Here is a 25,740-nt window from a genome sequence, read left to right on the forward strand (position 1 = left end):
CCGTTAGATTTCAGAAAGATTGTAGAAAGATTAGTGTGTTAGTGTCTGTACTGTAGATGACTACGATACAGACATTTTTTTGTGGAGGAGAATGTATATGGGCCTATTGAAAACTCAGGCATTAAGGAAGCATTACGGGAACGGAGATACTGCTGTTCATGCCTTAGACGACGTGAATCTGGAGGTGGAAAGCGGAGAATTTGTCGCTATTATCGGTACGTCCGGGAGCGGAAAATCTACCCTTCTCCATATGCTGGGTGGACTTGATCGTCCGACAAGTGGAAACGTTACGATTGACGGCAAGGATATTTCTACACTAAAAGACGAAGAATTGACTATTTTTCGCAGACGAAAGATTGGCTTTGTTTTTCAAAATTACAACCTGGTGCCTGTCTTGAATGTCTACGAAAATATTGTGCTTCCTATTGAACTGGACGGTAAAGAACCAGACAAAGCCCACGTAGATAAAATTGTACATACCTTGGGCCTTGACCATAAAATGAATGATCTGCCAAACAATCTTTCCGGTGGACAACAGCAACGTGTAGCTATTGCCAGAGCACTGGCAGCCAAGCCCGCCATTATCTTGGCAGATGAACCCACCGGAAATCTGGACAGTAAAACCAGTTTGGATGTAATGGGATTGATTAAGGTATCCAGCCAGCAGTTCGCCCAAACGATGGTAATGATTACCCACAACGAAGAAATCGCGCAGATGGCAGATCGGATCATCCGCATTGAGGACGGTAAAATAGTAGGTGGTGCGACCCGATGATCAAAGTAAAAAACAGTAAGGCGGTTCGTAATTTATCAGATAAAAGTTTTAAAGCGAATAAAATCCGCAATATTATTGCGATTATCGCTATTGCCTTAACCACTTTGTTATTTACATCTCTATTTACTATGGGGCTTGGCACGATGGATAGCTTCCAACAGGCAACGATGCGACAGGCTGGTGGGGCAGGGCAGGGTTATCTCAAATATATCAACGATGAGGAATTTAATCACATCAAAGACCACACTCTTATTAAAGAGATAGCGTATAGCCGCCTGTTAAGTGAAAAGGTGACGAACGAGCAATTTTTAAAGCGCCATGCGGAGTTCTGGTATCATGACGATGTAGGGCTGAAGCTAGGATTGATTGAGCTAGAAAAAGGCCACAAGCCAGTGGCGGAAAATGAGGTTATCGCGGACTCGAAGACCCTACAGTTACTGGGTACTCCCCTGAAAGAGGGCGCCACATTGTCCTTGAAGCTTGAGGTTCACGGCAAAATGGTACAGCGTGAATTTATCCTCTCCGGCTGGTGGAAGAGTGACCCCGCCGCCATGATAGACAGAGGTCAAATTTATGCTTCTAAAGCTTATGTGGATGCACATGCCGAAGAATTACGCTACACATATAAGCAGGATCATGATATGACCGGAACCATCAATGCAACTATCATGTTCGGTAACAGCTCGAATATGCGGGAAAATCTTAATAAAGTGATTACAGAAAGCGGTTATTCCCTTGACAAAAATGCACCGAACTACATTGCAAGTTCTGTGAACTGGGCGTATCTTTCCAACACTTTCAGTTCGAACCCTGAAGCCGTCTTCCCCCTAGCCACTGGTCTGTTACTGATCATGCTTACTGGCTACTTGATCATCTATAATATTTTCCAAATCTCGGTGATGCGTGATATTCGTTTCTACGGTCTTCTAAAAACCATTGGCACAACCAGCAGGCAAATCAGCAGAATTATCCGCAGACAGGCATTATTTCTTTCCTTGATCGGGGTTCCTATCGGCTTGCTCGCAGGTTTTTTAGTCGGCAGATCGCTTATCCCTCTGCTGCTTATGAACACTTCTATGCACGCAAATGCTGAGGTAACTACATCCCCCAGCCCATGGATTTTTATCGGCTCCGCTTTGTTTGCAGTCATGACAGTTATGATCAGTGCATATAAGCCTAGTAGAATTGCGGCGACTGTGTCTCCGATCGAGGCAGTAAGATACGTAGACGGAACTACCAAAAAGGATAAGAAAAAACTAAAAAAATCTACTAACGGTGCTAAAATGCCGCTGATGGCTCGAACCAACTTAGGCCGCAATAAGAAGCGGACTATTTTGGTGCTGCTTAGCCTTTCTCTAGGTCTAGTGCTACTGAATACTACTTTTACATTATCCCAAAGTCTGGATATGAATAAGTATGTGTCTAAAAGTCATGACACTGACTTTCTGATTGCACATGCTGATTATTTTCAAGAACATTTCACGGGCCCTGACAATGCAACGACAGAAAGCTATATTCAGGCCGTCCAGGCACAACCCGGTTTTGAAGAAGGTGGACGATTGTACAGTGGCGGCAATTTATTCACTGTCGAGTATAAAGAGAACAAAGAGGGGAAGAAGCTGTACGGGGAAATCGTCACTCCTGACGCTCGCGGCAACTTATCTGCACCAATGTATGGGCTTGAAGATCTCCCCCTTCACCGACTACAATTAATTGATGGTGAGCTTGATTATGGCAAGCTAGCTTCAGGAAAGTATATTTTGGAAGGAATCAGGTTAGACAATTACGATCATCCTGAAATGGAACTATCCGTATACAAAGTAGGTGAAAAGGTTACTCTTCATAACTATATGGACACAGCAAATGCCCAGGAGTATACTAGCCATGAATTCACAGTGCTTGGTCATGTTGGCGTAAAATCATCCAATTCTGGTGTAGCCGTTGCTAGTTATACTGACTTCTATCTCCCGGCGGATATCTACAAAACGCTTGTGAAGAAGCCTGTGGTGATGAGTTATGCCTTTAATGTATCCGATAGTAAAGAAAAAACGATGGAGAGCTTCTTAAAGAACTATACCGAAATAAAGGAGCCCACGATGCATTATAAATCCAAATTCACCTCAATTGCCGAGCTTTCAGGTATGCAAAAAACAATTTTGATGATCGGCGGTGCGCTCAGTATTATTATTGGGGTGATTGGCATTATTAATTTTGCAAACGCGCTTCTAACTAGTATTCTGACCCGCCATCAAGAATTTGCTATACTACAAAGTATCGGCATGACCAACAAACAATTAAAAACAATGCTTGTTTATGAGGGGATGTACTATGTGCTCGGCACCAGCATATGCTCCATCTTATTAGGAAGCCTATTTTCCGTCCTGATTGCGAGACCCTTGAGTAGTCAAATATGGTTTATGAGTTATAAATTTATTATCTGGCCGCTGATCCTCGTGCTGCCTGTTCTGCTCGCTCTTGGGATATGTCTTCCTCTCGCTATTTATTCTCTGAGCGACAGGAAAACTATCGTAGAACGACTGCGAACAGAAGAATAAATCCCCCTGTAAAGAAAATGACCTGGTCAAAACTTCTGGCTGGGTCATTATCGTATGCTTTAAAACCATCTATCGCTGGCTATATATAGACCTTTTGGTGAAAGGCCTACTTACCGTCCTGCGACACAAAGGCAAGCCCATCTCCCAGCGTCCAAAAGAGGTACGGTCTCGGGAAACGTTCGGTCATTAGGAACTGGACACCGTCGTTTCAGTCCGTGGAGAAAGTAAGGCTGTGTGGCCACATTTGTGGAACGCAAAACCCGCTTGTACACCACCATTCAGATGCCGGATCGCACGGCGTTATCCATGGAGATTGCGTTTGGTATAGCTGCTTCCCCGTACCCTACTGCTGCATTCCAAACGGTAACCGCTGACCGCGGTAAAGAGTTTGCCTGCTATTCAAATTTGGAAGCCACTCATGATGTACAAATCTATTTCGCTGATCCGTATCCCTCCTGGCAACGGGACTCTAATGAAAACGCGAATGGCATTGCTACATCCTCCTTTACTCACAACTGCTTAGCGAATATGATTTGCTGGAGGATACTCCTCTTGTATAAAAGCTCTATCCACACAAGCCGAAAAACTTCATTTCCTTATACATGCATTGCTAAAGGGATCAAATACACAGAAACTGCCGGACACATGAACATTAAAGTGATGCGTACGATTTTTTGCCGAATTGATATTACCGATAATGGCATAGGCATTGTGGAAGAGGAATATGGTAAAATCTTCACGCGCTACTATCGCTCCCATACCGCTAATTCGTAGGAGGGTGTTGGCATTGGACTATTTTTAGCAAGAAAAAGAGCTCATGGTAGAAGGTGGTTACATCAAGATATGTTCACGCCGGGGTAGCTCACCTTTTCCATTTTTCTTTCCATAGGCAGGTTATTCTTTCAACATTGTTAGATTTCAGAAAGATTGTTGAAAGATTATTATGATACGGTCTGTATAGTATAGCAAGGAGATACAGACTATTTCTTGGAGGGAAACAAAATGACTTTATTAAAAACTCAGGCATTAAAGAAAAATTACGGTGATGGGGATACCGCTGTTCATGCCTTAGACGGCGTGAATCTAGAGGTGGAAAGCGGAGAATTTGTCGCTATTGTCGGTACGTCCGGGAGCGGCAAATCCACCCTTCTCCATATGCTGGGTGGACTTGATCGCCCAACCAGTGGAAACGTTACGATTGATGGTAAGGATATTTCTTCACTGAAAGACGAAGAATTGACTATTTTTCGCAGACGAAAGATTGGCTTCGTGTTTCAAAATTACAACCTGGTACCTGTCTTGAATGTCTACGAAAATATTGTGCTTCCTATTGAACTGGACGGTAAAGAACCCGACAAAACCCACGTAGATAAAATTGTACATACCTTGGGCCTTGACCATAAAATGAATAATCTGCCAAACAATCTTTCCGGTGGACAACAGCAACGTGTAGCCATTGCCAGAGCACTGGCAGCCAAGCCCGCCATTATCTTGGCAGATGAACCCACCGGAAATCTGGACAGTAAAACCAGTCTGGATGTGATGGGATTGATCAAAGTATCCAGCCAGCAGTTCCGCCAAACGATAGTGATGATCACCCACAACGAGGAAATTGCGCAAATGGCGGATCGTATCATCCGTATTGAGGACGGTAAAATTGTCGGCGGTGATACAAAATGATCAAGGTAAAGAACAAAAAAGTAATCCGTAATTTATCAGAGAAGAGCTTCAAAGTAAATAAAGCCCGTAACCTCTTTGCTATTGTTGCCATAGCACTAACCTCATTGCTATTTACAACACTGTTCACTATGGGGATTGGCGCTATAGAAAACTTACAACGGGCAACTATGCGACAGGTCGGTGGAGATGGACATGCCGTACTCAAATATATAACGGATGATGAATTTAATCATGTCAAGGATCATCCATTGATCAAGGAAATCGCTTATAACCGTATATTAAGCGACGGAGTTAAAAACGACAACTTCCTAAAACGCCGTACAGAGTTCTGGTATTACGATGATGTAGGGATGAAGCTCGGTTTTATTGAGCTTAAAGAGGGGCACAAGCCTGTCGCAGAAAATGAAGTGATTGCAGACTCCAAGACGTTGCAGCTATTGGATGTTCCACTGAAGATTGGAGCACCTTTGAGAATAAAGCTTAACATACGAGGTAAAGAAGTACAGCGTGATTTTGTCCTCTCTGGCTGGTGGAAAAGTGATCCTGTAGTTAAGGTAGGGCAAATATTCGCTTCTAAAGCCTATGTCGATGCTCATGCCAAGGAATTACAAAGCACCTATAAAAAGGATCACTTCTATACAGGAGTCATTTGTGCATATATGATGTTCGACAATAGTTTTGATTTGCGAGGAAAGCTCAATAAAGTGATTACCGAAAGTGGATATTCGCTTGACGAAGATGCACCGAACTATATCGCGAGTAATGTAAATTGGGCATACATCTCAACCAATTTTAGTCTAGATACAGAGACCATCATAGCGTTGACTTCTGCCCTGTTACTGATCATATTTACTGGTTATTTGATCATCTATAATATATTCCAAATATCGGTAATGCGAGATATCCGTTTTTATGGTCTTTTAAAGACGATCGGTACAAGCAGTAAACAAATTCGCAGGATCATCCGCAGACAAGCGCTGATTCTATCAGTTCTAGGAATCCCGATTGGATTGATTGCAGGTTTTTTTATTGGTAAATCGCTCGTGCCTTTTATTATAAATATGAGTAATTTTAACGGTACCGTGATATCGGTATCTCCCAACCCATGGATTTTTATCGGATCTGCTTTGTTCGCGCTCATTACCGTAATGATCAGCACTTTCAAGCCAGGCAGAGTTGCATCATCCGTATCACCGATAGAAGCAGTCAGATACACAAGTGGGGCAAACAAGAACAATGGTAAGCTGAAAAAATCAACCGGAGGTGCAAAAATCCACCTCATGGCTCGTTCCAACCTGGGGCGTAATAAAAAACGCACTATTTTAGTGGTGATTAGTCTTTCTTTAAGCTTGGTGCTTCTAAATACAGTTTTCACGCTGTCTCAGAGTTTTGATATGGATAAATTTTTATCCAAATTTAATGATACCGATTTTCTCATTGCCCATGCTGGATATTTCCAGGTCCCGAGCAGTTTTAGTGGGCATGAAAATGAAACCACTGAAAGTTTTATTAAGGCTGTACAGGCACAACCAGGCTTTGAAGAAGGCGGTCGATTGTACGGTAGTCCAACGGTTCTCACTGCTGAGAATACAAAAGGAATCACGGATGAAACCCAGAACACTGATGCTCGCGGCAACTTCCTTATAGAAGTGTATGGTCTTGAAGAGCTACCGCTACATCGGCTGCAATTGATTGATGGTGAGCTTGATTTTAAGAAACTAGCTTCCGGTAAGTATATCCTGGAAGGCGTCGAACTGGATGACAACGATAAGCCCTACATGAAATCCACTCATCATAAAGTAGGAGAAAACGTTACTTTGCATAGTTATGTGAGTACATCAGATGCTCCACCGGATAGAGAGTATATAACGCAAAAGTTTACAGTACTTGGCCATGTGGGTATCAAATATTCCAATTCGGATCGCTTTCAGAGTTATAGCTTCTACCTCCCGGCGAATATATACAAATCACTTGTAAAGCAGCCTGCGGTAATGAGCTATGCCTTTAATGTATCTTCAATTCAGGAAGCATCCATGCAGAGTTTTTTGAAGCGATACACTGAAACAATTGAACCAATGATGAGCTATGAATCTAAAATTACATCCAGAGATGCTTTATCAGGTATGCAAACTACTGTTATAATGATCGGCGGCCTGCTCAGCTTGATTATTGGCCTGATTGGTATCCTGAACTTTATTAATGCGATTTTAACCAGCATACTGACCCGACGCAAAGAATTTGCTATGCTGCAGAGCATAGGCATGACCAAACGGCAGCTGCGAGGAATGCTAATTTATGAAGGGTTATATTATGTTGGGGCTACTAGCCTAACCTCTATTCTATTGGCAGTCTTATTTTCTCTTTTGATTGTGAAACCGTTTTGCAGCTTGCTATGGCTTTTAAGCTATCACTTTATAATTTGGCCACTTCTAGTCTCATTGCCTTTACTGTTATTGCTTGGGATACTTATTCCAGCAGCAGTCTATTCTATGAACAACAAACAAAGTATTGTAGAGCGACTTCGAGGATCAGAGTAGATACACCTAACAATAAGAAAGCAAAATACCCATGCGCGTCAAAAAAGATGACTTCTGATCCATTCAGAGATCATCTTTTTATGCTTAGAAAGGTTCTTATTTGCAGAACAACTATCCCCGCCACTCTTCCCGTAAAAGCCCCATTCGGATCGAATCATAATACTCTCCATCATAATATCTGCACTTGCGAAGCCTGGCTTCGAGGGTCATGCCCAGTTTCTCCCCAACCTTCATCATCCGATGGTTTCCTGACCAGGTTGTAAAGCCCACTCTTACTAGAGGTAATGTATTAAACAAATGCGTGATCCACAGTCGAAGCACCCTCGTACCGTACCCACCGCTCCAATACCGCGAATCAAAGATACCTATCCCCATTTCAAGCCATTGGGAAGGCTGATGCTCCCAATAGTAGCTAACCGATCCAATGACCTTACCCTCCACTTCAATGATCCAAAAGTCATCTTGCCCGATTCGCTTTTCCTTCTCTTTTAAATACTCCTCAAAAGAAAGTGGCTTATGTTCATAATAAGGTGCATCCCACTGCTTCCATTCCGGTGCTTCTTCCTTAAAAGTTAACGTCCAAAGAGCCGGCAGGTCTTCTTCTGTAACAGGCCTAATCGTTAAATCCTTATCCGTATACATTGAGTACACTCCTTTTATAATAAAATTCGTTCTATCTATATTGGGCCTTATTGGGCTTTATTGTATCTGCTTTTGCATTATTTCGAAATTCTAGTTTTGTCCGATCTTCCAAGCAAAGTCATAATTTAAGTTGACAAACAATCAAAAATAATATATCTTAATATCAAGATAATAAATATAAAGAAAAGTTTTTCGACTGTTTATTTTGTTTAGAAAAACCTAATCATATAAAAACCAAGGAGGATAATGACATGAAACTATTAGGATTGCATCACGTTTCGGCGATTACAGCGGCAGCGGCTAAAAATGTTGATTTTTATACTCAGGTAATGGGACTTCGGTTGATCAAGAAAACGGTGAACCAAGATGATGTTAGTGTGTATCACCTTTTTTACGGAGATGAGCGTGGAACTGCGGGTACAGAAGTCACTTTCTTTGAAATTCCACATGCGGGACAAACTCGTACAGGAAATAACAGCATTTCAGCTCTCTCCCTACGGGTACCAAATGACAAGGCACTGGATTACTGGAAAAACCGCTTCGAGCAGCTGGATGTAAAACATGGCGAAATTACGGATCAAGCAGGACGCCTGGCACTTTCGTTTGAGGATTTTGAAGGACAACGCTTCTTCCTCGTTTCAGATGAGCATGATCACGGAATGCGTGGCGGCACGCCTTGGGAGAAAAGCCCTGTCCCTGCCGAATACGGCATTGTTGGACTTGGACCGGTTCATCTGACCATTCCCAAAGCGGAGAATACTATTCTCATTCTTGAACAGGTTATGGGCTTCCGCAAAAAGGGCTCCTATCCTTCCCCTGTTGCTGGACAACCGGATGTGGTCATCTATGAAACGGGTGAAGGCGGTACAGGAACTGAGGTGCATCTGGAAGAGCGCAACGATCTGCCACAAGAGCGACCAGGACGCGGCAGTGTGCATCATGTAGCTTTCCGTGTTGAAACCGAGGAAGAGCTCAAACAATGGGTAGAGCGTATTGGTCAGCTGCAAATTTCCAACTCTGGTTTTGTAGATCGCTTTTATTTCCGTTCCTTGTACTTCCGTGAGCCGAACGGCATTCTGTTTGAATTGGCTACCGATGGACCAGGGTTTGACACCGATGAGGAATTGGAGTTTCTGGGCGAATCCCTATCACTGCCTCCATTTTTGGAGTCGCGCCGTGCTTCGATTGAGGCTAATCTCAAACCACTCAACACCAAACATGAATAAGGTATATTTGCTCTAAAATCACACAAAGCCGGGACTCCTACATCATGTAGAGGTTCCCGGCTTTTTTTCGTGCAACCGTCCTGCTTTCACCTAAAAAAACATGTCATCTGCATGCTTTTCAGCTTTAACTGGTAAGCGAAGTGCCCTTATTAGTTATGCTTACAGCTTTTTATCATCCACACTGTTCAGCCATGCTTCGATTTCTCCGATTACTGAGGCAATGCAACCATCTTGGAATGGCGAGATGAGTCCAGCCAGCTCAACCAATCCGGTAAAGGATCGACTTCCCCCAGCACGACACAGCTTCAAATAATCTTCCCACGCTGCTGTCCGGTCGATACTCATGCGTTTCCAGAATTGGAACGCGCACAGTTGCGCGAGTGTATAGTCAATGTAGTAGAACGGAGATTGGAAAATATGCCCCTGTTTGTGCCAGAATCCGCCCTGCTCCAGATACTCGTTGCCTTCATAATCCAGATGCGGTTTATACTTACGTTCAATGGAGCGCCATGCGCTTTTACGTTCGGCTGGGGTCCAATCCGGATGTTCGTATACGGCATGTTGGAATTCATCCACGGCTACGCCGTAAGGAACGAACAGCAACGATGAAGATAGATGTTCAAAGTGATATTTGTCCGTATCTTCCTCGAAGAACAGATTCATCCAGGGCCATGCGAAAAACTCCATACTCATAGAGTGGATCTCAGCCGCCTCCATGGTTGGCCAATGGTACTCGGGAATTTCAAAATGTCGGCTTTCATAGACCTGGAAGGCATGACCTGCTTCATGCGTCAATACGTCGATATCACCGGACGTACCATTGAAATTGGAGAAAATAAACGGCGTGCCATATTCGCTCAAAAATGTACAATAGCCTCCACTTTGTTTTCCCTTTTTGCTGATCAAATCCATTAATCCACGTTCGATCATAAAGCTGAAAAATTCATGTGTTTCCGCTGAAAGCTCCTCATACATGCGTGCTCCATTACGAAGGATCCACTCCGGGTCACCTTTTGGCGTAGGATTGCCTGACAGGAAGTTGAAGCCTTCATCGTAATAGCGAAGCTGATCTACTCCAATCCGTTCGCGCTGGCGCTCCTTCAGCTTGGTTGCCAAAGGAACGATGTGCTTCAGCACCTGCTCGCGGAAATTGGCTACCATCTCGGCATTGTAATCTGTACGTCCTAAGCGGGCATAGCCCAATTCTACGAAGTTGTCATAGCCCAGCTTGTGTGCCATGCGCGTACGTACCTTGACCAATTCATCATAAATTCGATCCAGCTCGTCCTCATGCTCACTCATAAATTGATATTTAGCCTCGGAGGCCTGTTTGCGTGTCTCCCGGTTGGTAGCCATTTCAAATGGCAGGAGCTGTGACAATGTGCGTTCTTCCCCCTCGAACGGGATCTTCGCTGAAGCAATCAATTGAGCATATTCCGAGGTCAGCTTATTCTCCTGCTGCAAATCCTCAATAATATCCGGATGGAACGACTTGAGGGCTACCTCGGCAATACTGAAAAGCTGGCTGCCCCATTGATTCTCCAACTCGTTGCGGAATGGAGAATCCACCAATGCCCGGTAGTAATCGGTTACATACTCCTGAATAACCGGCATGAAATCATCAGCGTACTCTTGCTCCGCTTTGTAAAAGGCGTCCTCCGTATTAATGGAGTGCCGAACTTCCACCAATTGCAATTGCGTTTCCACATTACTGCGCAGCTTATTAATCGCATGAATCACTTCATTTTGACGTTCTACGCTGTCCGCTTCACGAAACTGCTGCAACAGTGTTTTAAACCGCTGTTCAATTTCAGGTTGCTCTGGTCGGCTGTAAGCCATTTGGCTGAATAATGTCATTGCTTCGGTTCCTCCTTAAATGTAATAAATCTGATGCCTATTATACAGTACGATTAGACCAAACTGGAAGCTGAAATTCCAATAAAATACAACCTCAAAAGCCGCAATACTATGTATTGCGGCTTTTGAGCCTAATCTAACTTATATATCATAGATGTCGCTGCCTAAAGCAACCTAAATATATATACAGCCTGGTGGGGATTTATAAGTCTCCCTAATGTCGCAGACCTTCATGCTTTATTGGTTTTGCAAACGATGTGCCGCATGCAGGGTTGGACCGACGAATTCATTCAGCTTGAAGCTACCTTCAATGGCCTGTGTAATGAATTTCTTGGCCTGATCCACTGCTTCACGTACAGTCAGCCCTTGTGCCAAACCAGCCGTTACCGCTGCCGAAGTGGTGCAGCCTGCACCGTGGGTAAAGTTTGTTTTTACAACATCGGCTTCAAACCAGTCAAAAGTGATTCCGTCATATAGCAGATCCATCGCTTTACCTGCACGAATTTTGCCACGGTCCTTGATCAGTACATGCTTAGCTCCACGCTCATGGATAATCGCAGCCGCTTCCTGCATCTGCTCCAGTGTCGTGATCGGTCCATTCTTCGCCAGTTGCGAAGCCTCGAACAAGTTCGGTGTTACCAGGTCAGCGCCAGGGATCAACAATTCCAGCATCGCCTCTGTATTTTCCGGCTGAAGCACTTCATCCGTGCCTTTGCAGACCATGACCGGGTCAATTACGATCCGCTTCAAATCATGCTTTTTCAAATGGCTGGCTACCAGCTCGATAATTTCAACGGAACCAAGCATGCCGGTTTTCATCGCATCAAAGCCGATACCTTCCAATACAGTACGCAGCTGCGCTTCTACCACATCCAACGCAACAGGATATACAAGATGGTCCCAGGTTTTAGGCCCCATCGCTACTACGGTTGTCAATACGGTCATACCATATACGCCAAGCTCCTGAAAGGTTTTCAGGTCTGCCTGAATACCCGCTCCACCGCTTGTGTCGGAGCCGGCTATCGTTAATGTTTTGGGAATCGTCATTTGTTCATGCTCTCCTTCACTTTCTGTGCTGCATTTATCCTAATCCCGCTTGCGAAACTTGTCAACGCGCAAAACGGTCCTCTCTATGCTAAAAGTCACAAGCGACGGCAGCAGCTAAAAAACGAGAACATCCCCTTTTGAAACGGGAATATCCTCGCAATAACGTGTTATATGAAGAATTTGAATGAAATTTAGAATTATAAATATCCGCCGGTACTATGATCATAGGCATGATTCTTTTCATTTGCACGCACGCCTAGGCATAGGCTCTGATACAATTGCTGCTGTTCCGGTGTAGCAAAATTCCGATGCTGCTCAAATAAAGCCATACAACCAATGATATGTTCGGTATAGCTATTATCAACAGACAGTTGCAAGCAATGCAGTGTTTGTCCCACTCCCTCGGGGTAATCGCCTTTTCGGAAATAATATTCTGCAAACACCTTACAAAAGGATGCAAAACGAAATGCATTAAAGTGCTTGCGATAATGAGTGTCCCATCGTTCCGGTGCAAGCTCCCAGAAGTTCTTGAGTTGCTGACTAAACAGTCCCAGTTCGGCATCCACGAAATAACCGAACCGGTTCGCCGATTCGAGCAAGGTGTTCAAGCCTTCCAATGTCTCATCCGGATGCTCGCGCAGGTAAGTAATATATTCATAGATTGCAGAAGTGTTGCCCATTTTAATTTCAATACAAAGTCGGTTGCCCTGTGCATATACACGATGCAGGTTGACCACTTTCCAGCCTTCTTCGTCTAAACCCTCAAACCAGCTCAAATCTGCATAACCTTCAATCCATTGCTTGGATTCCTCATATCTACCCTGAAACTCATAGCAACTGGCCTTGAGTAGATGCCCCTGAGCATAGTAATAAACGAGCGGCTTAAGCAGCTCCAGGTGCTCATCTCCGAAACGGTTCCGATTGCGATACAATGCCTGCGCCAGCTCTCTTAGCTCGTCCGCATACATTTCCATCTCGGACCATTGCATTTTTAAAGCAAACACTTGAGATAGCATATGTAAGCCTTCCAATGCGTAAATTTCCGGTAGACGACTACGGTACAAATGGAATTGTACAGCAGCCTTCAAGTTCCGTTGGTTATCCTTAATCTGAATCTGGAATATACGGAAATAGCTGATCGCCAATCGTTCAGAGTGGGTATACTTCTCACTTTCGATGACACAATCATACAGAAGCATGGAAGCTTCATATCTGCCATCCTCAAACATCGCTTCTGCGGTCTCAAAAATGGCAGGAACGTTCGATAAATCGTCCATCAAATAGCCAAGTACACTGCGTATACACTCCAGCTTGTTCAACTCTGAACAACGCAGGAGAAACGGACGCAACCTCCTCCAGTGCGGCAAGGAATGAATAAAACATTCATCAACATACATCTCGAACAAAGATCCTTCTTCCAATCCCATGGCCTCGGTAATCAGATCAAGCTGATTGACTGAGATCGGCCGTGGTGGGTTCCGATTAAGTATACCGCTAAGTGTACCCGGATTTACCTTGGAAGCATCTGCAAAACACTGCATTGAAATGCCTTCAGTTTGAATATACTTTTCTATTTCTGCGCGGATCGTGGTGTTTTTTTCCAAAGGGACACCCCCTCAAACGAATGATGGTGACTTTTTCATTACCTTTTAAACCAAAATTTGTTTAATCAAAGTATATGTCTATTTATACGAGAGGTCAATAACTTTAAACACGACTCAGGACATATAAAATCACGAGTTTTGTACGATTTTAAATCTGTTTTATGAAAAAAGACCGTCCTCTGCGGGACAGTCTATTTCTATTATTTTGATGCTGTGGACTTATAGGACAAAAACTAGTTAGCAGTTCTACCGTGAACGTCCGAAATCGACGGCAAACTTAGCGTACCCTTCTACCGTTAACCCTTCATAAAGCAACTCCGAATAGGCATTAGCGGCATCCGTTGCTTGCGGTGAGGTCAGGAACGTCACATGCGGACGCCCTGACCATGGGGCGAGGGACCAATGGCCGTCAGCTTTTGGCGTCAACGTCTTCATATGCCGCACGTATTCGGTCAGCACATGACGGTTTTCATCCGGTGAAGCAAGTATAATTCGCTCTCCACCCGGATTGACCAGCGCAGAGGAAAACGCGCGATAGTTATTCGTAACAACCAGATAATGTCGCTGCATATCCATCGGTTCGCCATCAAAAGACATCTGAATGATTCTGTGTGCATCTGGATCCTTTAGGCCCCCGTCAGCATCATATCTGGCTGGCTGTGTTACATCAATCTGATACCTGATACCGTCGATGATATCGAAATTAAAGCTTGGAAAATCAGAATTAATCAGCCCTTGCTCTTGTTCTGCTGAAGGATCAATTTGCTGGAATTGTCCAGCAGACCACTCCAGCCATTCCCGGATTTCCGTTCCGGTCAGTCGAACGACATGCAGCGTATTCGGAAAATTGTACAGATCGGCGATATGCTTGATCGCCAACGTTCCCGCTGGAATATGGGTATAGTACGATGGGCCATATCTGCCGCCTGTTTTAAAAGGAGCTGCTGCCGACAGAACGGGCAATCCTTCGTACTCGCTCCCTTGCATCTGCTGCTTCACATACCACATTTGCGCATCATTCACGAGCTGAACCGAAGCATCATCCATCACCTGAGCAAAAAAGCTGTTCACCGCCACCGTCGTCTGACCTACAGGTGCACGAATATACTCTAGTGTTCCGGCGTGCTCTTCTGCTACCGCCTGCTGAATGGCAGTATCCGGTTGTACCAGCGCCTCCTTGCGTATCGGATCATACACCGGGCGTACCTCGGCAGCAGATGCAACCACCTGCCACTTTCCTCCACTAAAGGTCAACTCCAGATCAATGATCCCCAGATGATCCCCCCAAAAGCCCGGCTCCACGGCTGGAATATCATGGATGGCACCTCGCTCTAGATCAACACCTGTTTTCCCCATAAACGAAGGTCCAGGGAATACTTTATGGGCATGACCAAACACAATGGCGTCAATCCCTTCCACCCTGCTCAGATGCAGCACCGCATTTTCCATATCAAGTGTTTCGGGAATATCTTCGAAGCCAGCATGGGGCATGGCAATGATCAGATCGGCTCCCGCTGCCTTCATTTCTGGAATAAACCGTCTTGCTGTTTCCAGCATATCTTTGACAATGATTTTCCCCTCCAGCCACGCCTTGTCCCATTGCATAATTTGCGGAGGGACAAAGCCGATGACCCCTACCTTCAACAGATGCTTACCACCTGCTTCATCCTCTACCGTCTTATACAGTAATAGATAAGGTGTAAAGTAGTTTTGTTCTTGTTCTCCCGTTATATAAATGTTGGCATTTACATAAGGAAATTGGGCTCCTTGAAGGCAAGTCTGCAAGTATTCCAGTCCATAATTAAATTCATGATTCCCGATATTACCTGCCTCATATCCAAGCAGATTCATGGCTTTATAGGCGGGATGTACCGCGCTTGGATCTTGTTGAAGGCGTTGTACAGCATAATCTCCCATTGGATTCCCCTGAATCACATCTCCGTTATCCAGCAGCAGGTGATTGGGTACCTCCGCCCGGGCTATTTGAATCAAGCTGGCTGTTTGTGCCAGACCATAATGCAGCGTTTCCTGATCCGTATAATAGTCATAATTCCACAAGCTGACATGCAAATCGGTTGTAACCATAATGCGGAATTTCACTCTCACAGGACCTACATTTTCATGGCCTGCCTTTTCGTTAATATCCAAAATATCCAATCTTGTTCTCTCCCTCAGCTTCGGTCATAGAGCTTGAACAAGTCTAACAGAGCACTGTTAAGAGAATGTTAATATGATAAATTTTACATCATTTTTACCAAAGTCAGGAGTGGTTTTTACCCTAGCAGCGGGACTAGCTGTTAAGATTTGGTTTGTCACAGCATTTACAGGTTTTTAATTTTATTTTCGTTATTACTATGTTTAGGGGGAAATTATTTTGTTCAAAAAAGCACTGACCTTGTGCATGACCTTCACACTGGCAGCGGGTCTAGCCGCTTGTGGCTCCAATGCAAGCAATAACAACAGCGCGTCCACTCCGGGTACAGATGGCTCTAAAAACGAAAGCACAGCCTATGTTCCTAAAGAGTTAAAGGTACAGTTCGTTCCTTCTCAAAATGCAGATACGCTCGAAGCCAAAGCCAAACCGCTCGAAAATCTACTGGGTGACAAGCTTGGAATCCCGGTGAAAGTAACCGTATCTCCTGACTACAATACGATTGTGGAAGCCATGTCTTCCAAACAGGTAGATGTAGGATTCCTTCCGCCGAATGCTTATGTACTGGCCCACGATAACCGTAAAGCAGCCGACTTGCTGTTGCAAGCTCAACGCTACGGCATTGAAGATGCCACAGGCAAGGACACGACTGAAAAAGTGAACTTTTATAAAGCCATGATCGTGGTGAAAAAGGATTCTCCGATTCAAAGCCTAGCTGATCTGAAAGGCAAGAAGGTTGGCTGGCAAAATGTAACCTCCTCCGCAGGCTACGTATACCCTGCAGCAGAGCTGAAAAAAGCTGGCGTGGACCCGGACACGGATGTACAGGGTGTGACAATCAAAGGCCATGATGCTGCTATTCTGGCGTTGCTGAACGGTCAGGTTGATGCGGTAGCTGTTTTCCAGGATGCACGTAACACGGTGAAGAAGGAAATCCCAGATGTATTTGAAAAAACTCGCGTCATTCATTACACAGCTAAAATTCCAAATGACACCGTCAGCGTACGTTCTGATATGGATCAAGCGTGGAGAGACAAGATCAGCCAAGCCTTTATTGACATTGCCAAAGACCCAGCAGGCGGCGAAATCATTAAAGAGATTTACACCCATGTAGGTTATGAAAAGGGCGACGATAAAAACTTCGACTCCGTGCGTGAATACGCCGAAGCTGTTGGTCAAGCGGTTAAGTAACCGGAGCAAGCAAGGTACTGTAATGAAGTAACAGCTACGAAACAGGCTTTACGAATGACAGGGCAGCACCGTCCATGTATTCATGGCGGTGTTGTTTTCATTCCACCCCATCGGGGGAGAAAGTTGGGAGCATATGATCGAATTCCGTAACGTATCGAAAACATACCCGAACGGCACCAAAGGGTTGAACAATATTAATTTGACGATTCAGGAGGGAGAAATGGTCGTCATCGTCGGCTTATCCGGTGCAGGTAAGTCTACCCTGCTGCGTTCCATTAACCGACTGCATGACATTACGTCCGGCGATATTGTCGTGGGTGGCAGGTCCGTCACGTCTGCTGGAAGCAGCGAGCTGCGGCGCATTCGCCGTGACATCGGCATGATCTTTCAAAGTTTCAATCTGGTTAAGCGTTCGACGGTGCTCCGCAATGTACTTTCCGGCCGTGTCGGCTATCATTCGACGCTGCGAACCATTCTCGGCCTCTTCCCGAAGGAGGATATCGAACTGGCACTAACAGCGCTGGAGCGCGTGAACATCCGCGAAAAAGCCTACAGCCGGGCAGATGAACTGTCCGGTGGCCAACAGCAGCGCGTATCCATCGCCCGCGCTCTGGCGCAAGAGGCTAAAATCATTCTGGCGGACGAGCCTGTCGCGTCGCTGGATCCGCTGACCACCCGCCAGGTGATGGATGACCTCCAGCGGATCAACCGTGAAATGCAGATTACGACCATCGTCAATCTGCATTTCATTGATCTCGCGCGCGAATATGCAACGCGGATCATCGGATTGCGCGCCGGAGAAGTGGTCTTTGACGGCACACCGAAGGAGGCTACGGATGAGGCATTTGCGGAGATCTACGGCCGGGCCATCAAGCATGATGAGCTGCTGGGAGTGGGATCATGAAGCCCGACTCTACTGCCCAGCCGCTCTCTTCGACGCAACCGTCACCGCATGCTGGACCGCCGCAGCCAAGTAAGCCGCCCGCAGGGCCACCTTTGCCAGGACGCTATAAGCGTTACGCCACCTGGATGATCTTTATCGTAGTGCTGGTAGCCTGCTCCATTCATACGGATGCCACGCCTTACCAATTGATCGTTGGCTTACCGGAGATGGGCAAATTGCTGGAGGAAATGTTTCCTCCTGATTGGAGTTACTTGCCTACCATCTGGAAACCGATGCTGGAAACGATCCAGATCGCTATTGTCGGCACGACACTGGGAGCCATATTGGCGATCCCTGTCGCGTTGCTGTGTGCCTATAATGTAATGCCGCGCAAGCTGATTTCGCTGCCGATGCGCACGATCCTGAATCTAGTACGGACGATTCCCGATTTGCTGTTCGCCTCGATCTTTGTGGCGGTATTCGGCATCGGGCCGTTTGCAGGGATGCTCGCCCTGCTCTTCTTCTCCTTTGGCATTATAGCCAAGCTGACCTTTGAGGCGATTGAAGCCATTGATCCCGGACCACTGGAGGCCATGACTGCTGTTGGCGCGAGCCGCATCCAAGTCATCGCCTTTGGTGTGGTTCCGCAGGCTCTGCCTTATTTTGTGTCGTACTTGCTGTATACCTTTGAGGTCAATGTGCGCGCGGCTTCCGTTCTGGGCCTGGTTGGCGCTGGCGGTATCGGTCTGTTGCTTGACCGTTCTCTGGGGCTGTTCCGATATGATCGGGCAAGCATCATTATTCTACTGACCCTCGTCATCGTCCTTGCGATTGATTACGGCAGTAACCTGCTACGGAGGAAATTATTATGAATGATCCTACGCTTCGCAGACCTATGGGCTCCCGCCTGCGCCTATGGGCGATAGCTATTCTGCTAATCATCATTTATATTTGGGCTTTTCGCGGGATGCAGTTTGAAGGATTACAGGGAACGGCCAAAAGTGTCTCTGTCGCTATATTGGACGGCTTCCTTCATCCCGACTGGTCGTTCGTCTACATCCCTGAGGGAGAGGATTTGCTGCGCGGGTTGCTGGATACGCTGGTCATTTCAGTGCTCGGAACCTTCGTGTCCGCATTTGTCTGCCTTCCGTTCGCCTTTTGGGCGTCCAGCAATATGACCCGTCTGCGTCCCTTATCGGGTAGCGGGAAATTTGTACTTAGTGTCATCCGGGTATTTCCCGAAATGATCGTCGCCATCTTGTTTATCAAAGCCGTTGGCCCCGGCTCGTTTGCGGGTGTGCTTGCCCTCGGCATTCATTCCATCGGCATGCTGGCGAAGCTTTTCTCGGAAACGATTGAAAGTGTCGATCACGGGCCCCAGGAAGCTTTGATCGCGTGCGGTGCCAACCGTTGGCAGGTGATTTTCTTCGCCGTGCTACCGCAGGTGATTCCACAGTTTCTTTCGTATTCGCTTTACCGTTTTGAAATTAATATCCGTTCTGCTACCACGCTTGGTCTGGTCGGTGCAGGTGGTATCGGTACTCCGCTACTGTTTGCACTCCAAATGCGCAACTGGAACCGCGTAGGCGTTATCTTGCTCGGCATCGTGGTCCTGATCATTTTGACGGATCTGATTTCCGGCTGGCTGCGCAAACGAATCGTATAATTAGAATTCTAAACGCCAAAAAAGCCTCTCCTGTGTAAAAAGGGACATGTTATGCTCCCATTCACTCGGAAGAGGCTTTTGTCGTTCAACATCTCCCTGCCAATTCATCTATAACCCGTCGGACTTCCTCAGCCGTATTGTAAAAATGCGGAGCCACACGGATAACATCCTTTCGTGCTGAAACGATCATATTTTGGCTTCTCAATCGCCTCTCTACAGCCGACACGTCGGCTACTTCAACAGCGAGCAGGCTTGGTAATGTGCCTCCCCTGTAAGGTACACGTATGTGTAACCCTTTGCGCCGTCCATGTTCAACGGAAAAATCCAACAACTCACTCATATAGGCCTGAATACTCGTGACTCCAATCTCCAGCAGCAGCTTTAAGGCCGCATTGGCGGCAAAAATGCTAATGAAAGAAGGCAATCCCGTCTCAAAGCGTCGGGCTCCCGCCGCCGGAACCGGGTGAGCAATATCAAACCGGGAAGCGGGCTCCTGCCCAAGCCAGCCCGTAAGACGGGGCTTGAAGCGGTCTATTCGATCCTTGCTTACATAAAGAAAAGCCACGCCCGGAATTCCAAGCATATATTTGCGTGCTCCAGCGACCAGAATATCTACGCCCATTGCCTTTACATCCACTGGAATAATCCCTACAGACTGATAGGCATCCACAAACAGCAACGCCTGATTTCGGTGAGCTATATCTGCAATGGATTTTAAATCCTGCTGAAATCCGTTGGTATAGTTCACTTGTGACACCATAACGAGCGCAGTTTTCTCCGTAACATGCTCCTCATACTGTTCTATTATCACTTCTCCCTCGATGGAGGGGATACAACAGATGTGATCACGGAACATCTCCTGTGCCTGCCAGATGTGTCCCACTGTCGGGAAGTCGGTGTCCGCATACACAATGCCTTCTTTTCCCGATACATAAGGAAGGGCTGTGGCCACCCCGGCAATCGCCTCAGAGGCTGAGGACAGGACCGCAATTTCGTCAGTCTCCGCCCCGATGAGCTTGGCAAAATGCCCTCTAGCCTCCTCCAAACGTGCCATAGACAGATCACCGTTATGACCGTGTTGCAGCAAACTTCGATGATATTCCTCAATGGCAGCGGAAACCGGCCTCGATACGGCCCCTTGGGAACAGCTCCCTACATGGATATGTGAGGACAGCACTGGAAACAGCTGACGGTAGGACTGAAACGGCTGTTTCATTTTTCCCTTCGCTCCTCCTGGGCACACCAACGTGCCTTGATATGATCATTTTATTATCCATATCAGCCACCTTAGAACAAGGGCCTCTCTTCCCATCTTCTCGCCGTTAACAGACGATAGACGCAAAGAGAGGCCCTAAGGGATCATATACAAAATCATAAGTTAATGCACGCGTTTGCGTCCAAACCAGCTTTTAAGCACCAAGGTTGCCAGAGCAAGTAATAATAATAACGAGGCCACCGCAAAAGATGCCGAGAACTGATATTCGTTATACAAAATTTCCACATGCAGCGGCAGTGTGTTCGTCTCTCCCCGGATATGTCCAGAGACGACGGACACTGCACCAAACTCACCCATGGCTCGCGCATTACACAAAATGATGCCATACAGCAGACCCCACTTGATGTTCGGCAGCGTCACTTTCCAGAAAATGCGCCAACCGCGCGCGCCCAGCGTGACCGCCGCTTCTTCCTCTTGCTGTCCCTGATCTTCCATCATTGGAATGAGTTCTCGCGCCACAAATGGAAAGGTGATGAACAGCGTCGCTAAAATAATACCAGGCAAAGCAAATATAATTTTAATATCATGCTCGTCCAGCCACGGTCCAAGCCAGCCCTGTGCACCAAACACTAATACATACATCAGCCCTCCAACGACAGGAGAGATGGCAAAGGGTAAATCAATCAAGGTGACCAGTAAGCCTTTGCCGCGAAATTGAAATTTCGTGATCAGCCAAGCGGCAGCTACACCAAATACCGTATTCAGCGGTACCGTTATCGCTGCCACCAGCAGCGTCAACCGCAATGCAGACATGGCATCTGGGTCCCGTAACGCTTCGACGTAGACGCCCCATCCTTGCTTGAGCGCTTCGGTAAGCACGACGATTAGCGGCAATACCAGTACCCAGAGCAAAGCTAAAAAAGCAGCACCAATCAGCGTCCACTTCACCCAAGGGGCTTCGGTTGTGACCCTGTTGGGCGGTGCAGATGAAGGCACTGGTGCAGAAGCAAGCTCCTGCCCAGTTATTGCTTGTGACATGGTGTATCCCTCCTTAGAACGCGGGTATTATGCGCAGCCCTGCATATTAACGTTAAACTGCACGGCGCCGTGACCAGCGCTGAATGCTGTTAATCACGAATAACAGCACGAATGAAATCACCAACAGCATCAATGCTACCGCCGTAGCTCCTGCATAGTCATTTTGCTCCAGCTTGGACATTATGAGCAGTGGAGCAATTTCCGTCTTCATCGGCATATTGCCAGAAATGAAGACGACAGAGCCGTACTCGCCAATGCCACGGGCAAAGGCGAGCGCAAAACCCGTCAGCAGCGGTGGTACCAGCTCCGGCACAATAACGCTGCAGAAGATACGCCATCTGCCAGCTCCCAGCGTAGCAGCGACCTCCTCCTCGTCCTTGTCCAGTTCCTCCAGCACCGGCTGAACTGTCCGTACGACAAACGGAATGCCAATAAACATCAATGCTAGCGTAATCCCCGTCTGTGAGTACGCCATCCTCCATCCAAGCGGTTCGAACAACGAACCGATCCAGCCGTTCTGCGCATATAGGGCAGTTAGAGCAACCCCCGCTACCGCAGTAGGCAAAGCAAAGGGCAGATCAATCACCGCATCAAAAATTCGTTTCCCCGGAAATTCATAACGCACTAGCACCCAGGCTATCAATAAACCGAGAAACAGGTCGATCAGCGCCGCAGCCGCGGCACACAAAAAGCTAACCTTGTAGGAAGCCAGCACCCTGACATCAGTCGCCACGTCCCAAAATTTCTCCCACGTCAGTCCAGTTGAATTCAGAAGCAGTGCCGATAAAGGCACCAGCACCACCAGACTGAGATACAGCACACTATAACCCATTGTTAACCCGAACCCGGGAAGTACGCGTTTTCGAGTGGCTTGCACTTGACTCATGTTCTGTCCATCCCTCTCTGAATTCATTCACTATGACACTCGCGGCTACCAATCCAATCGTCTACACAGTCCACCTATTTTATGAACTGCCGGGTACATAAATCTGGTCAAAAATGCCTTTGTCGCTGAAATGCTTCTGCTGCGTCTCCTTCCATGTCCCGAATACATCCTTCAAGGTTACGAGCTCCAATTTAGGAAATTGATCCTTGAACTTTGCCGTCACACTCTCCAATGTTGGGCGATAATAATTTTCAGCAGCAATGGTCTGCCCTTCTTCACTGTACAAATATTTCAGGTACGCGTCCGCTACCTCGCGTGTACCTTTTTTATCTACCACCTTATCGACTATTGCTACCGGAGGTTCAGCTAATATACTGATCGATGGATATACGATATCGAATTTATCCGCACCCAGCTCCTTCACCGAGAGCAGTGCTTCATTTTCCCATGCAATCAGCACATCGCCAATTCCACGCTCTACGAAAGTCGTTGTCGCTCCACGTGCTCCGCTATCCAATACCGGCACATGCTTATACAGCTCCTGTACAAACTGCTGGGCCTTGGCTTCATCATTATTGTTCTTCTTGAGCGCATAAGCCCAGGCTGCAAGATAGTTCCAACGTGCTCCACCCGAAGTTTTAGGATTCGGTGTAATGACTTGCACATCGCCACGGATTAAATCGTCCCAGTCCTTAATCCCTTTCGGGTTCCCTTTGCGTACCAATAACACGATGGTTGAAGTGTACGGGGCGCTGTTATGCTCATATTTACTTTGCCATCCCTCTTGAACGAGTCCTTTTTCCTGTAGCGCATCAATATCATAGCCCAGAGCCAGAGTGACCACGTCCGCATCCAGCCCGTCCTGCACAGAACGACTTTGCTTGCCAGATCCTCCGTGAGATTGCTTAATCGTAACCTTCTGTCCTTTCTCCTTCTCCCAATGGGCGGCAAATGCTTTATTATATGCCTCATACAGCTCACGGGTCGGATCATAAGAAACATTGAGCAACTCCACGGCAGCAGAGCTACCATCTACCTCCGTCCCTCCCTTGCTTGCCCCGCAAGCGCTTAGCATCATCGTTAAAACCAAAGATAGTCCGAGAATAAGTCCACTTTTCCATTGCCTCTTCATCAAGACACCCCGAATTCTATGTAATTTGTATTCATTTACGCCTGTTATTTACAGACATAATTAAAAAAAGAGCGGAGAATTCCCTGATGCAGCCCTGTTAGGTCAAACCTGTCGTGTGGACAGTGTCTGCCTGCTGTTCCTAGAGGTTCTCCGCCAAAATGGCGAGATCAAACTTTAATTCTTTAATTCCTACCTGTTTAATGAGTTATACGGATATAATACGAGAGTTTAGGAGTGATGTCAAACCTTTTTTTGGTATGCATTATCTGTACTTTTCTTTCTTTAAGGGGGGCAGTCAGAAACATTGTATATGTTTCCGACCGTTTAGAGGTCATTTACACACGGGGTACGACTTAGTTGGCAACCGTTTCAAGATTAATCGAAAAGACTCCAAAAAGCTTCGGATTGTCCGTAGCCCTTCTCAACCACAGTTCACCTGATCCCACCATGACTCCCTGATAATTAACAAACAAATCATCTGTCTTTTGATTCACAAGCGCCTCGCGAATCGCGTCCGTAAAAATCTGATCATACTTGGCAATAAAATCTTTCTTATTCGGAATCGTTAACGACTTTTCACTATCATTAACACGCAGAGGGTACAAAATATAATCGGCCACTTTCTCCTTGTCATTGTCGGCAACTGCCTTCTGCAGCGCTTTGAACGTGTTCAAAAACGCTTTAGGATCTTGAATACCTGCTACCTCAAATGGATTTTGCGATGGATTGGAGGCTGCCGGAGAAGAAGAAGTATCCGATGAAGCAGCTGGAGCCGAAGGAGCTAACTTTTGTGCATCAGTATCGCTGTTTTCTGCACTCTCGCTCTCTTTCGCTGCTTTGTCATTTTGGGCTGAACCGCTACGATTACCACCGGCTCCATTCTCGATCACGCTTGTACTGCTTCCAGTATCAATGGTTTCAGCATTCTTATCCTGACCACAGCCAGTAAGTGCTACAAAAGTAAGTGTAAGTAAAATAGCTGTGAGTGACAGCCTCCGTGACATCTTTTGATTACCGAATTCATGGTTTATGGGCACAACGGGTCATCCTTTCTGCTTTCTGCTCTGACCTATTCTGTTCATTAAGTCTTCAACCGTTCTATTGTAACATAAGTAGACTAATGACCGCATGTCGTGCCCTTTCTGGAAGGAGCTTACAGTGTGATATAGGCGAAGGTTTTAACGCTTCCTTGCGATCCATCGTCCGTACTTACTTTCAAAATCAGCTCTTTTAAGGAGTCATTTGCTGCTTCATCCTGCCCTTCTGGCTTTACAAACAGCAGATCATGGCGTTCTCCTGGCTGCAACGTTCGACTGGAAAATCCGCTCGTTGTACCTTGCAAGTCCGATCCATTCGAACTGTTGAGCTTGTATTGTATGGGCTGCTTTCCAACATTCTTGATACTGATGTACAGCTTGCGCCCCTCTTCAAATTTAAAGTTCGTTCCGCCTTGTCCTTCAAAATGCATTCTTTGATCATGTACAATACGCTTCGCTGCGCTCCCATTCTCACTCTGTGCACTTAACGGAGCAGCCGGGTGCTCCTGACTCACCGATGATGTACTATGCATGGTAGTCGATATATTGGCAAGAGTGGCATAACCCACAATTGCCCCTGCAACCCCCATCCAAACCCATTTCTCCACCATTTGAT

Annotated in this window: 20 protein-coding genes and 1 pseudogene; 10 read left to right on the plus strand and 11 right to left on the minus strand. The window is 46.4% G+C overall.

From position 1 onward, the window contains the following. Nucleotides 1–97: 97 nt before the first annotated feature. The 5 genes and pseudogenes from NSS94_RS20995 (at nt 98) to NSS94_RS21015 (ending at nt 7,547) form a co-directional block, all read left to right on the plus strand. Nucleotides 98–775 carry an ABC transporter ATP-binding protein gene (locus NSS94_RS20995; RefSeq protein WP_165149486.1) on the plus strand — a complete coding sequence of 226 codons (678 nt, stop codon included), beginning with the start codon at nt 98–100 and terminating at the stop codon, nt 773–775. Next, a complete protein-coding gene (locus tag NSS94_RS21000) occupies nt 772–3,330 on the plus strand; it encodes an ABC transporter permease (RefSeq protein WP_165149488.1) in 2,559 nt (852 codons plus the stop codon). Before NSS94_RS20995 ends, NSS94_RS21000 begins: the two co-directional genes overlap by 4 nt. A gap of 52 nt (nt 3,331–3,382) precedes the next feature. Beyond that, nucleotides 3,383–3,837: pseudogene (locus NSS94_RS21005) on the plus strand (IS30 family transposase); the annotation flags it as partial. 495 nt (nt 3,838–4,332) lie between these two features. Next, nucleotides 4,333–5,010, plus strand: a complete 678-nt coding sequence (locus NSS94_RS21010) for an ABC transporter ATP-binding protein (protein WP_165149490.1) — start codon at nt 4,333–4,335, stop codon at nt 5,008–5,010. Further along, nucleotides 5,007–7,547, plus strand: coding sequence for an ABC transporter permease (locus NSS94_RS21015; protein ID WP_029519283.1), 2,541 nt, complete (start codon nt 5,007–5,009; stop codon nt 7,545–7,547). The genes NSS94_RS21010 and NSS94_RS21015 overlap by 4 nt, the downstream gene beginning before the upstream one ends. Nucleotides 7,548–7,658: 111 nt before the next feature. On the opposite strand, the gene NSS94_RS21020 is transcribed toward NSS94_RS21015, so the two are convergent. Next, on the minus strand, nt 7,659–8,189 hold the full coding sequence (locus NSS94_RS21020) for a GNAT family N-acetyltransferase (protein ID WP_029519285.1): 531 nt from the start codon (nt 8,187–8,189) through the stop codon (nt 7,659–7,661). A 251-nt stretch (nt 8,190–8,440) separates the two neighbouring features. Here NSS94_RS21020 and NSS94_RS21025 point away from each other — a divergent pair, with 251 nt between their 5' ends. After that, nucleotides 8,441–9,415, plus strand: coding sequence for a ring-cleaving dioxygenase (locus tag NSS94_RS21025; RefSeq protein WP_029519287.1), 975 nt, complete (start codon nt 8,441–8,443; stop codon nt 9,413–9,415). Nucleotides 9,416–9,574: 159 nt separating this feature from the next. Here the strand turns inward: NSS94_RS21025 and NSS94_RS21030 are convergent, their stop codons facing one another. The 4 genes from NSS94_RS21030 to NSS94_RS21045 form a co-directional block, all read right to left on the minus strand. Next, a complete protein-coding gene (locus NSS94_RS21030) occupies nt 9,575–11,272 on the minus strand; it encodes a M3 family oligoendopeptidase (RefSeq protein ID WP_341040029.1) in 1,698 nt (565 codons plus the stop codon). 237 nt (nt 11,273–11,509) lie between these two features. Next, complete coding sequence (thiD, locus tag NSS94_RS21035; protein WP_029519291.1) at nt 11,510–12,319, minus strand: bifunctional hydroxymethylpyrimidine kinase/phosphomethylpyrimidine kinase; 810 nt, start codon at nt 12,317–12,319, stop codon at nt 11,510–11,512. Between the two features lie 197 nt (nt 12,320–12,516). After that, complete coding sequence (locus tag NSS94_RS21040; RefSeq protein WP_069011956.1) at nt 12,517–13,923, minus strand: DNA-binding protein; 1,407 nt, start codon at nt 13,921–13,923, stop codon at nt 12,517–12,519. Between the two features lie 246 nt (nt 13,924–14,169). After that, the gene (locus NSS94_RS21045) at nt 14,170–16,080 is read right to left on the minus strand and encodes a bifunctional 2',3'-cyclic-nucleotide 2'-phosphodiesterase/3'-nucleotidase (protein ID WP_341040030.1); all 1,911 of its coding nucleotides are present in this window, start codon (nt 16,078–16,080) and stop codon (nt 14,170–14,172) included. A 217-nt stretch (nt 16,081–16,297) separates the two neighbouring features. Here NSS94_RS21045 and NSS94_RS21050 point away from each other — a divergent pair, with 217 nt between their 5' ends. From NSS94_RS21050 to phnE (NSS94_RS21065), 4 genes are all read left to right on the plus strand, one after another. Further along, nucleotides 16,298–17,266, plus strand: coding sequence for a phosphate/phosphite/phosphonate ABC transporter substrate-binding protein (locus tag NSS94_RS21050; protein WP_025722520.1), 969 nt, complete (start codon nt 16,298–16,300; stop codon nt 17,264–17,266). A 133-nt stretch (nt 17,267–17,399) separates the two neighbouring features. Then, nucleotides 17,400–18,170: a phosphonate ABC transporter ATP-binding protein gene (gene phnC / locus NSS94_RS21055; RefSeq protein ID WP_069011950.1), complete on the plus strand. Its 771-nt coding sequence runs from the start codon at nt 17,400–17,402 to the stop codon at nt 18,168–18,170. Beyond that, on the plus strand, nt 18,167–19,021 hold the full coding sequence (gene phnE, locus NSS94_RS21060) for a phosphonate ABC transporter, permease protein PhnE (RefSeq protein ID WP_029519297.1): 855 nt from the start codon (nt 18,167–18,169) through the stop codon (nt 19,019–19,021). Before phnC ends, phnE (NSS94_RS21060) begins: the two co-directional genes overlap by 4 nt. Continuing rightward, a complete protein-coding gene (gene phnE / locus NSS94_RS21065; RefSeq protein ID WP_029519299.1) occupies nt 19,018–19,815 on the plus strand; it encodes a phosphonate ABC transporter, permease protein PhnE in 798 nt (265 codons plus the stop codon). The genes phnE (NSS94_RS21060) and phnE (NSS94_RS21065) overlap by 4 nt, the downstream gene beginning before the upstream one ends. A gap of 85 nt (nt 19,816–19,900) precedes the next feature. Here the strand turns inward: phnE (NSS94_RS21065) and NSS94_RS21070 are convergent, their stop codons facing one another. From NSS94_RS21070 to NSS94_RS21095, 6 genes are all read right to left on the minus strand, one after another. Then, a complete protein-coding gene (locus tag NSS94_RS21070) occupies nt 19,901–21,031 on the minus strand; it encodes an aminotransferase class V-fold PLP-dependent enzyme (protein WP_341040032.1) in 1,131 nt (376 codons plus the stop codon). Nucleotides 21,032–21,193: 162 nt separating this feature from the next. Continuing rightward, complete coding sequence (gene cysW / locus NSS94_RS21075; protein WP_069011947.1) at nt 21,194–22,069, minus strand: sulfate ABC transporter permease subunit CysW; 876 nt, start codon at nt 22,067–22,069, stop codon at nt 21,194–21,196. A gap of 52 nt (nt 22,070–22,121) precedes the next feature. Further along, on the minus strand, nt 22,122–22,955 hold the full coding sequence (gene cysT / locus NSS94_RS21080) for a sulfate ABC transporter permease subunit CysT (RefSeq protein ID WP_103048302.1): 834 nt from the start codon (nt 22,953–22,955) through the stop codon (nt 22,122–22,124). Nucleotides 22,956–23,034: 79 nt separating this feature from the next. Continuing rightward, nucleotides 23,035–24,087: a sulfate ABC transporter substrate-binding protein gene (locus NSS94_RS21085; RefSeq protein ID WP_069011943.1), complete on the minus strand. Its 1,053-nt coding sequence runs from the start codon at nt 24,085–24,087 to the stop codon at nt 23,035–23,037. A 353-nt stretch (nt 24,088–24,440) separates the two neighbouring features. Beyond that, entirely contained in the window at nt 24,441–25,124 is a 684-nt protein-coding gene (locus tag NSS94_RS21090; RefSeq protein ID WP_029519308.1) for a hypothetical protein, read from the minus strand. 116 nt (nt 25,125–25,240) lie between these two features. Then, a complete protein-coding gene (locus NSS94_RS21095) occupies nt 25,241–25,735 on the minus strand; it encodes a hypothetical protein (protein WP_341040034.1) in 495 nt (164 codons plus the stop codon). Between the last annotated feature and the right edge of the window lie 5 nt (nt 25,736–25,740).

This window comes from Paenibacillus sp. FSL L8-0644 (assembly GCF_038008165.1).
In the GTDB taxonomy this organism is placed as follows: Bacteria; Bacillota; Bacilli; order Paenibacillales; family Paenibacillaceae; genus Paenibacillus; species Paenibacillus polymyxa_D.

Coding starts and splice junctions, on each gene's coding strand:
- NSS94_RS20995 (WP_165149486.1), top strand. CDS start 98: ATGGGCCTATTGAAAACTCAGGCATTAAGGAAGCATTACGGGAACGGA.
- NSS94_RS21000 (WP_165149488.1), top strand. CDS start 772: ATGATCAAAGTAAAAAACAGTAAGGCGGTTCGTAATTTATCAGATAAA.
- NSS94_RS21010 (WP_165149490.1), top strand. CDS start 4,333: ATGACTTTATTAAAAACTCAGGCATTAAAGAAAAATTACGGTGATGGG.
- NSS94_RS21015 (WP_029519283.1), top strand. CDS start 5,007: ATGATCAAGGTAAAGAACAAAAAAGTAATCCGTAATTTATCAGAGAAG.
- NSS94_RS21020 (WP_029519285.1), bottom strand. CDS start 8,189: ATGTATACGGATAAGGATTTAACGATTAGGCCTGTTACAGAAGAAGAC.
- NSS94_RS21025 (WP_029519287.1), top strand. CDS start 8,441: ATGAAACTATTAGGATTGCATCACGTTTCGGCGATTACAGCGGCAGCG.
- NSS94_RS21030 (WP_341040029.1), bottom strand. CDS start 11,272: ATGACATTATTCAGCCAAATGGCTTACAGCCGACCAGAGCAACCTGAA.
- thiD (WP_029519291.1), bottom strand. CDS start 12,319: ATGACGATTCCCAAAACATTAACGATAGCCGGCTCCGACACAAGCGGT.
- phnC (WP_069011950.1), top strand. CDS start 17,400: ATGATCGAATTCCGTAACGTATCGAAAACATACCCGAACGGCACCAAA.
- phnE (WP_029519297.1), top strand. CDS start 18,167: ATGAAGCCCGACTCTACTGCCCAGCCGCTCTCTTCGACGCAACCGTCA.
- phnE (WP_029519299.1), top strand. CDS start 19,018: ATGAATGATCCTACGCTTCGCAGACCTATGGGCTCCCGCCTGCGCCTA.
- NSS94_RS21070 (WP_341040032.1), bottom strand. CDS start 21,031: ATGAAACAGCCGTTTCAGTCCTACCGTCAGCTGTTTCCAGTGCTGTCC.
- cysW (WP_069011947.1), bottom strand. CDS start 22,069: ATGTCACAAGCAATAACTGGGCAGGAGCTTGCTTCTGCACCAGTGCCT.
- cysT (WP_103048302.1), bottom strand. CDS start 22,955: ATGAGTCAAGTGCAAGCCACTCGAAAACGCGTACTTCCCGGGTTCGGG.
- NSS94_RS21085 (WP_069011943.1), bottom strand. CDS start 24,087: ATGAAGAGGCAATGGAAAAGTGGACTTATTCTCGGACTATCTTTGGTT.
- NSS94_RS21095 (WP_341040034.1), bottom strand. CDS start 25,735: ATGGTGGAGAAATGGGTTTGGATGGGGGTTGCAGGGGCAATTGTGGGT.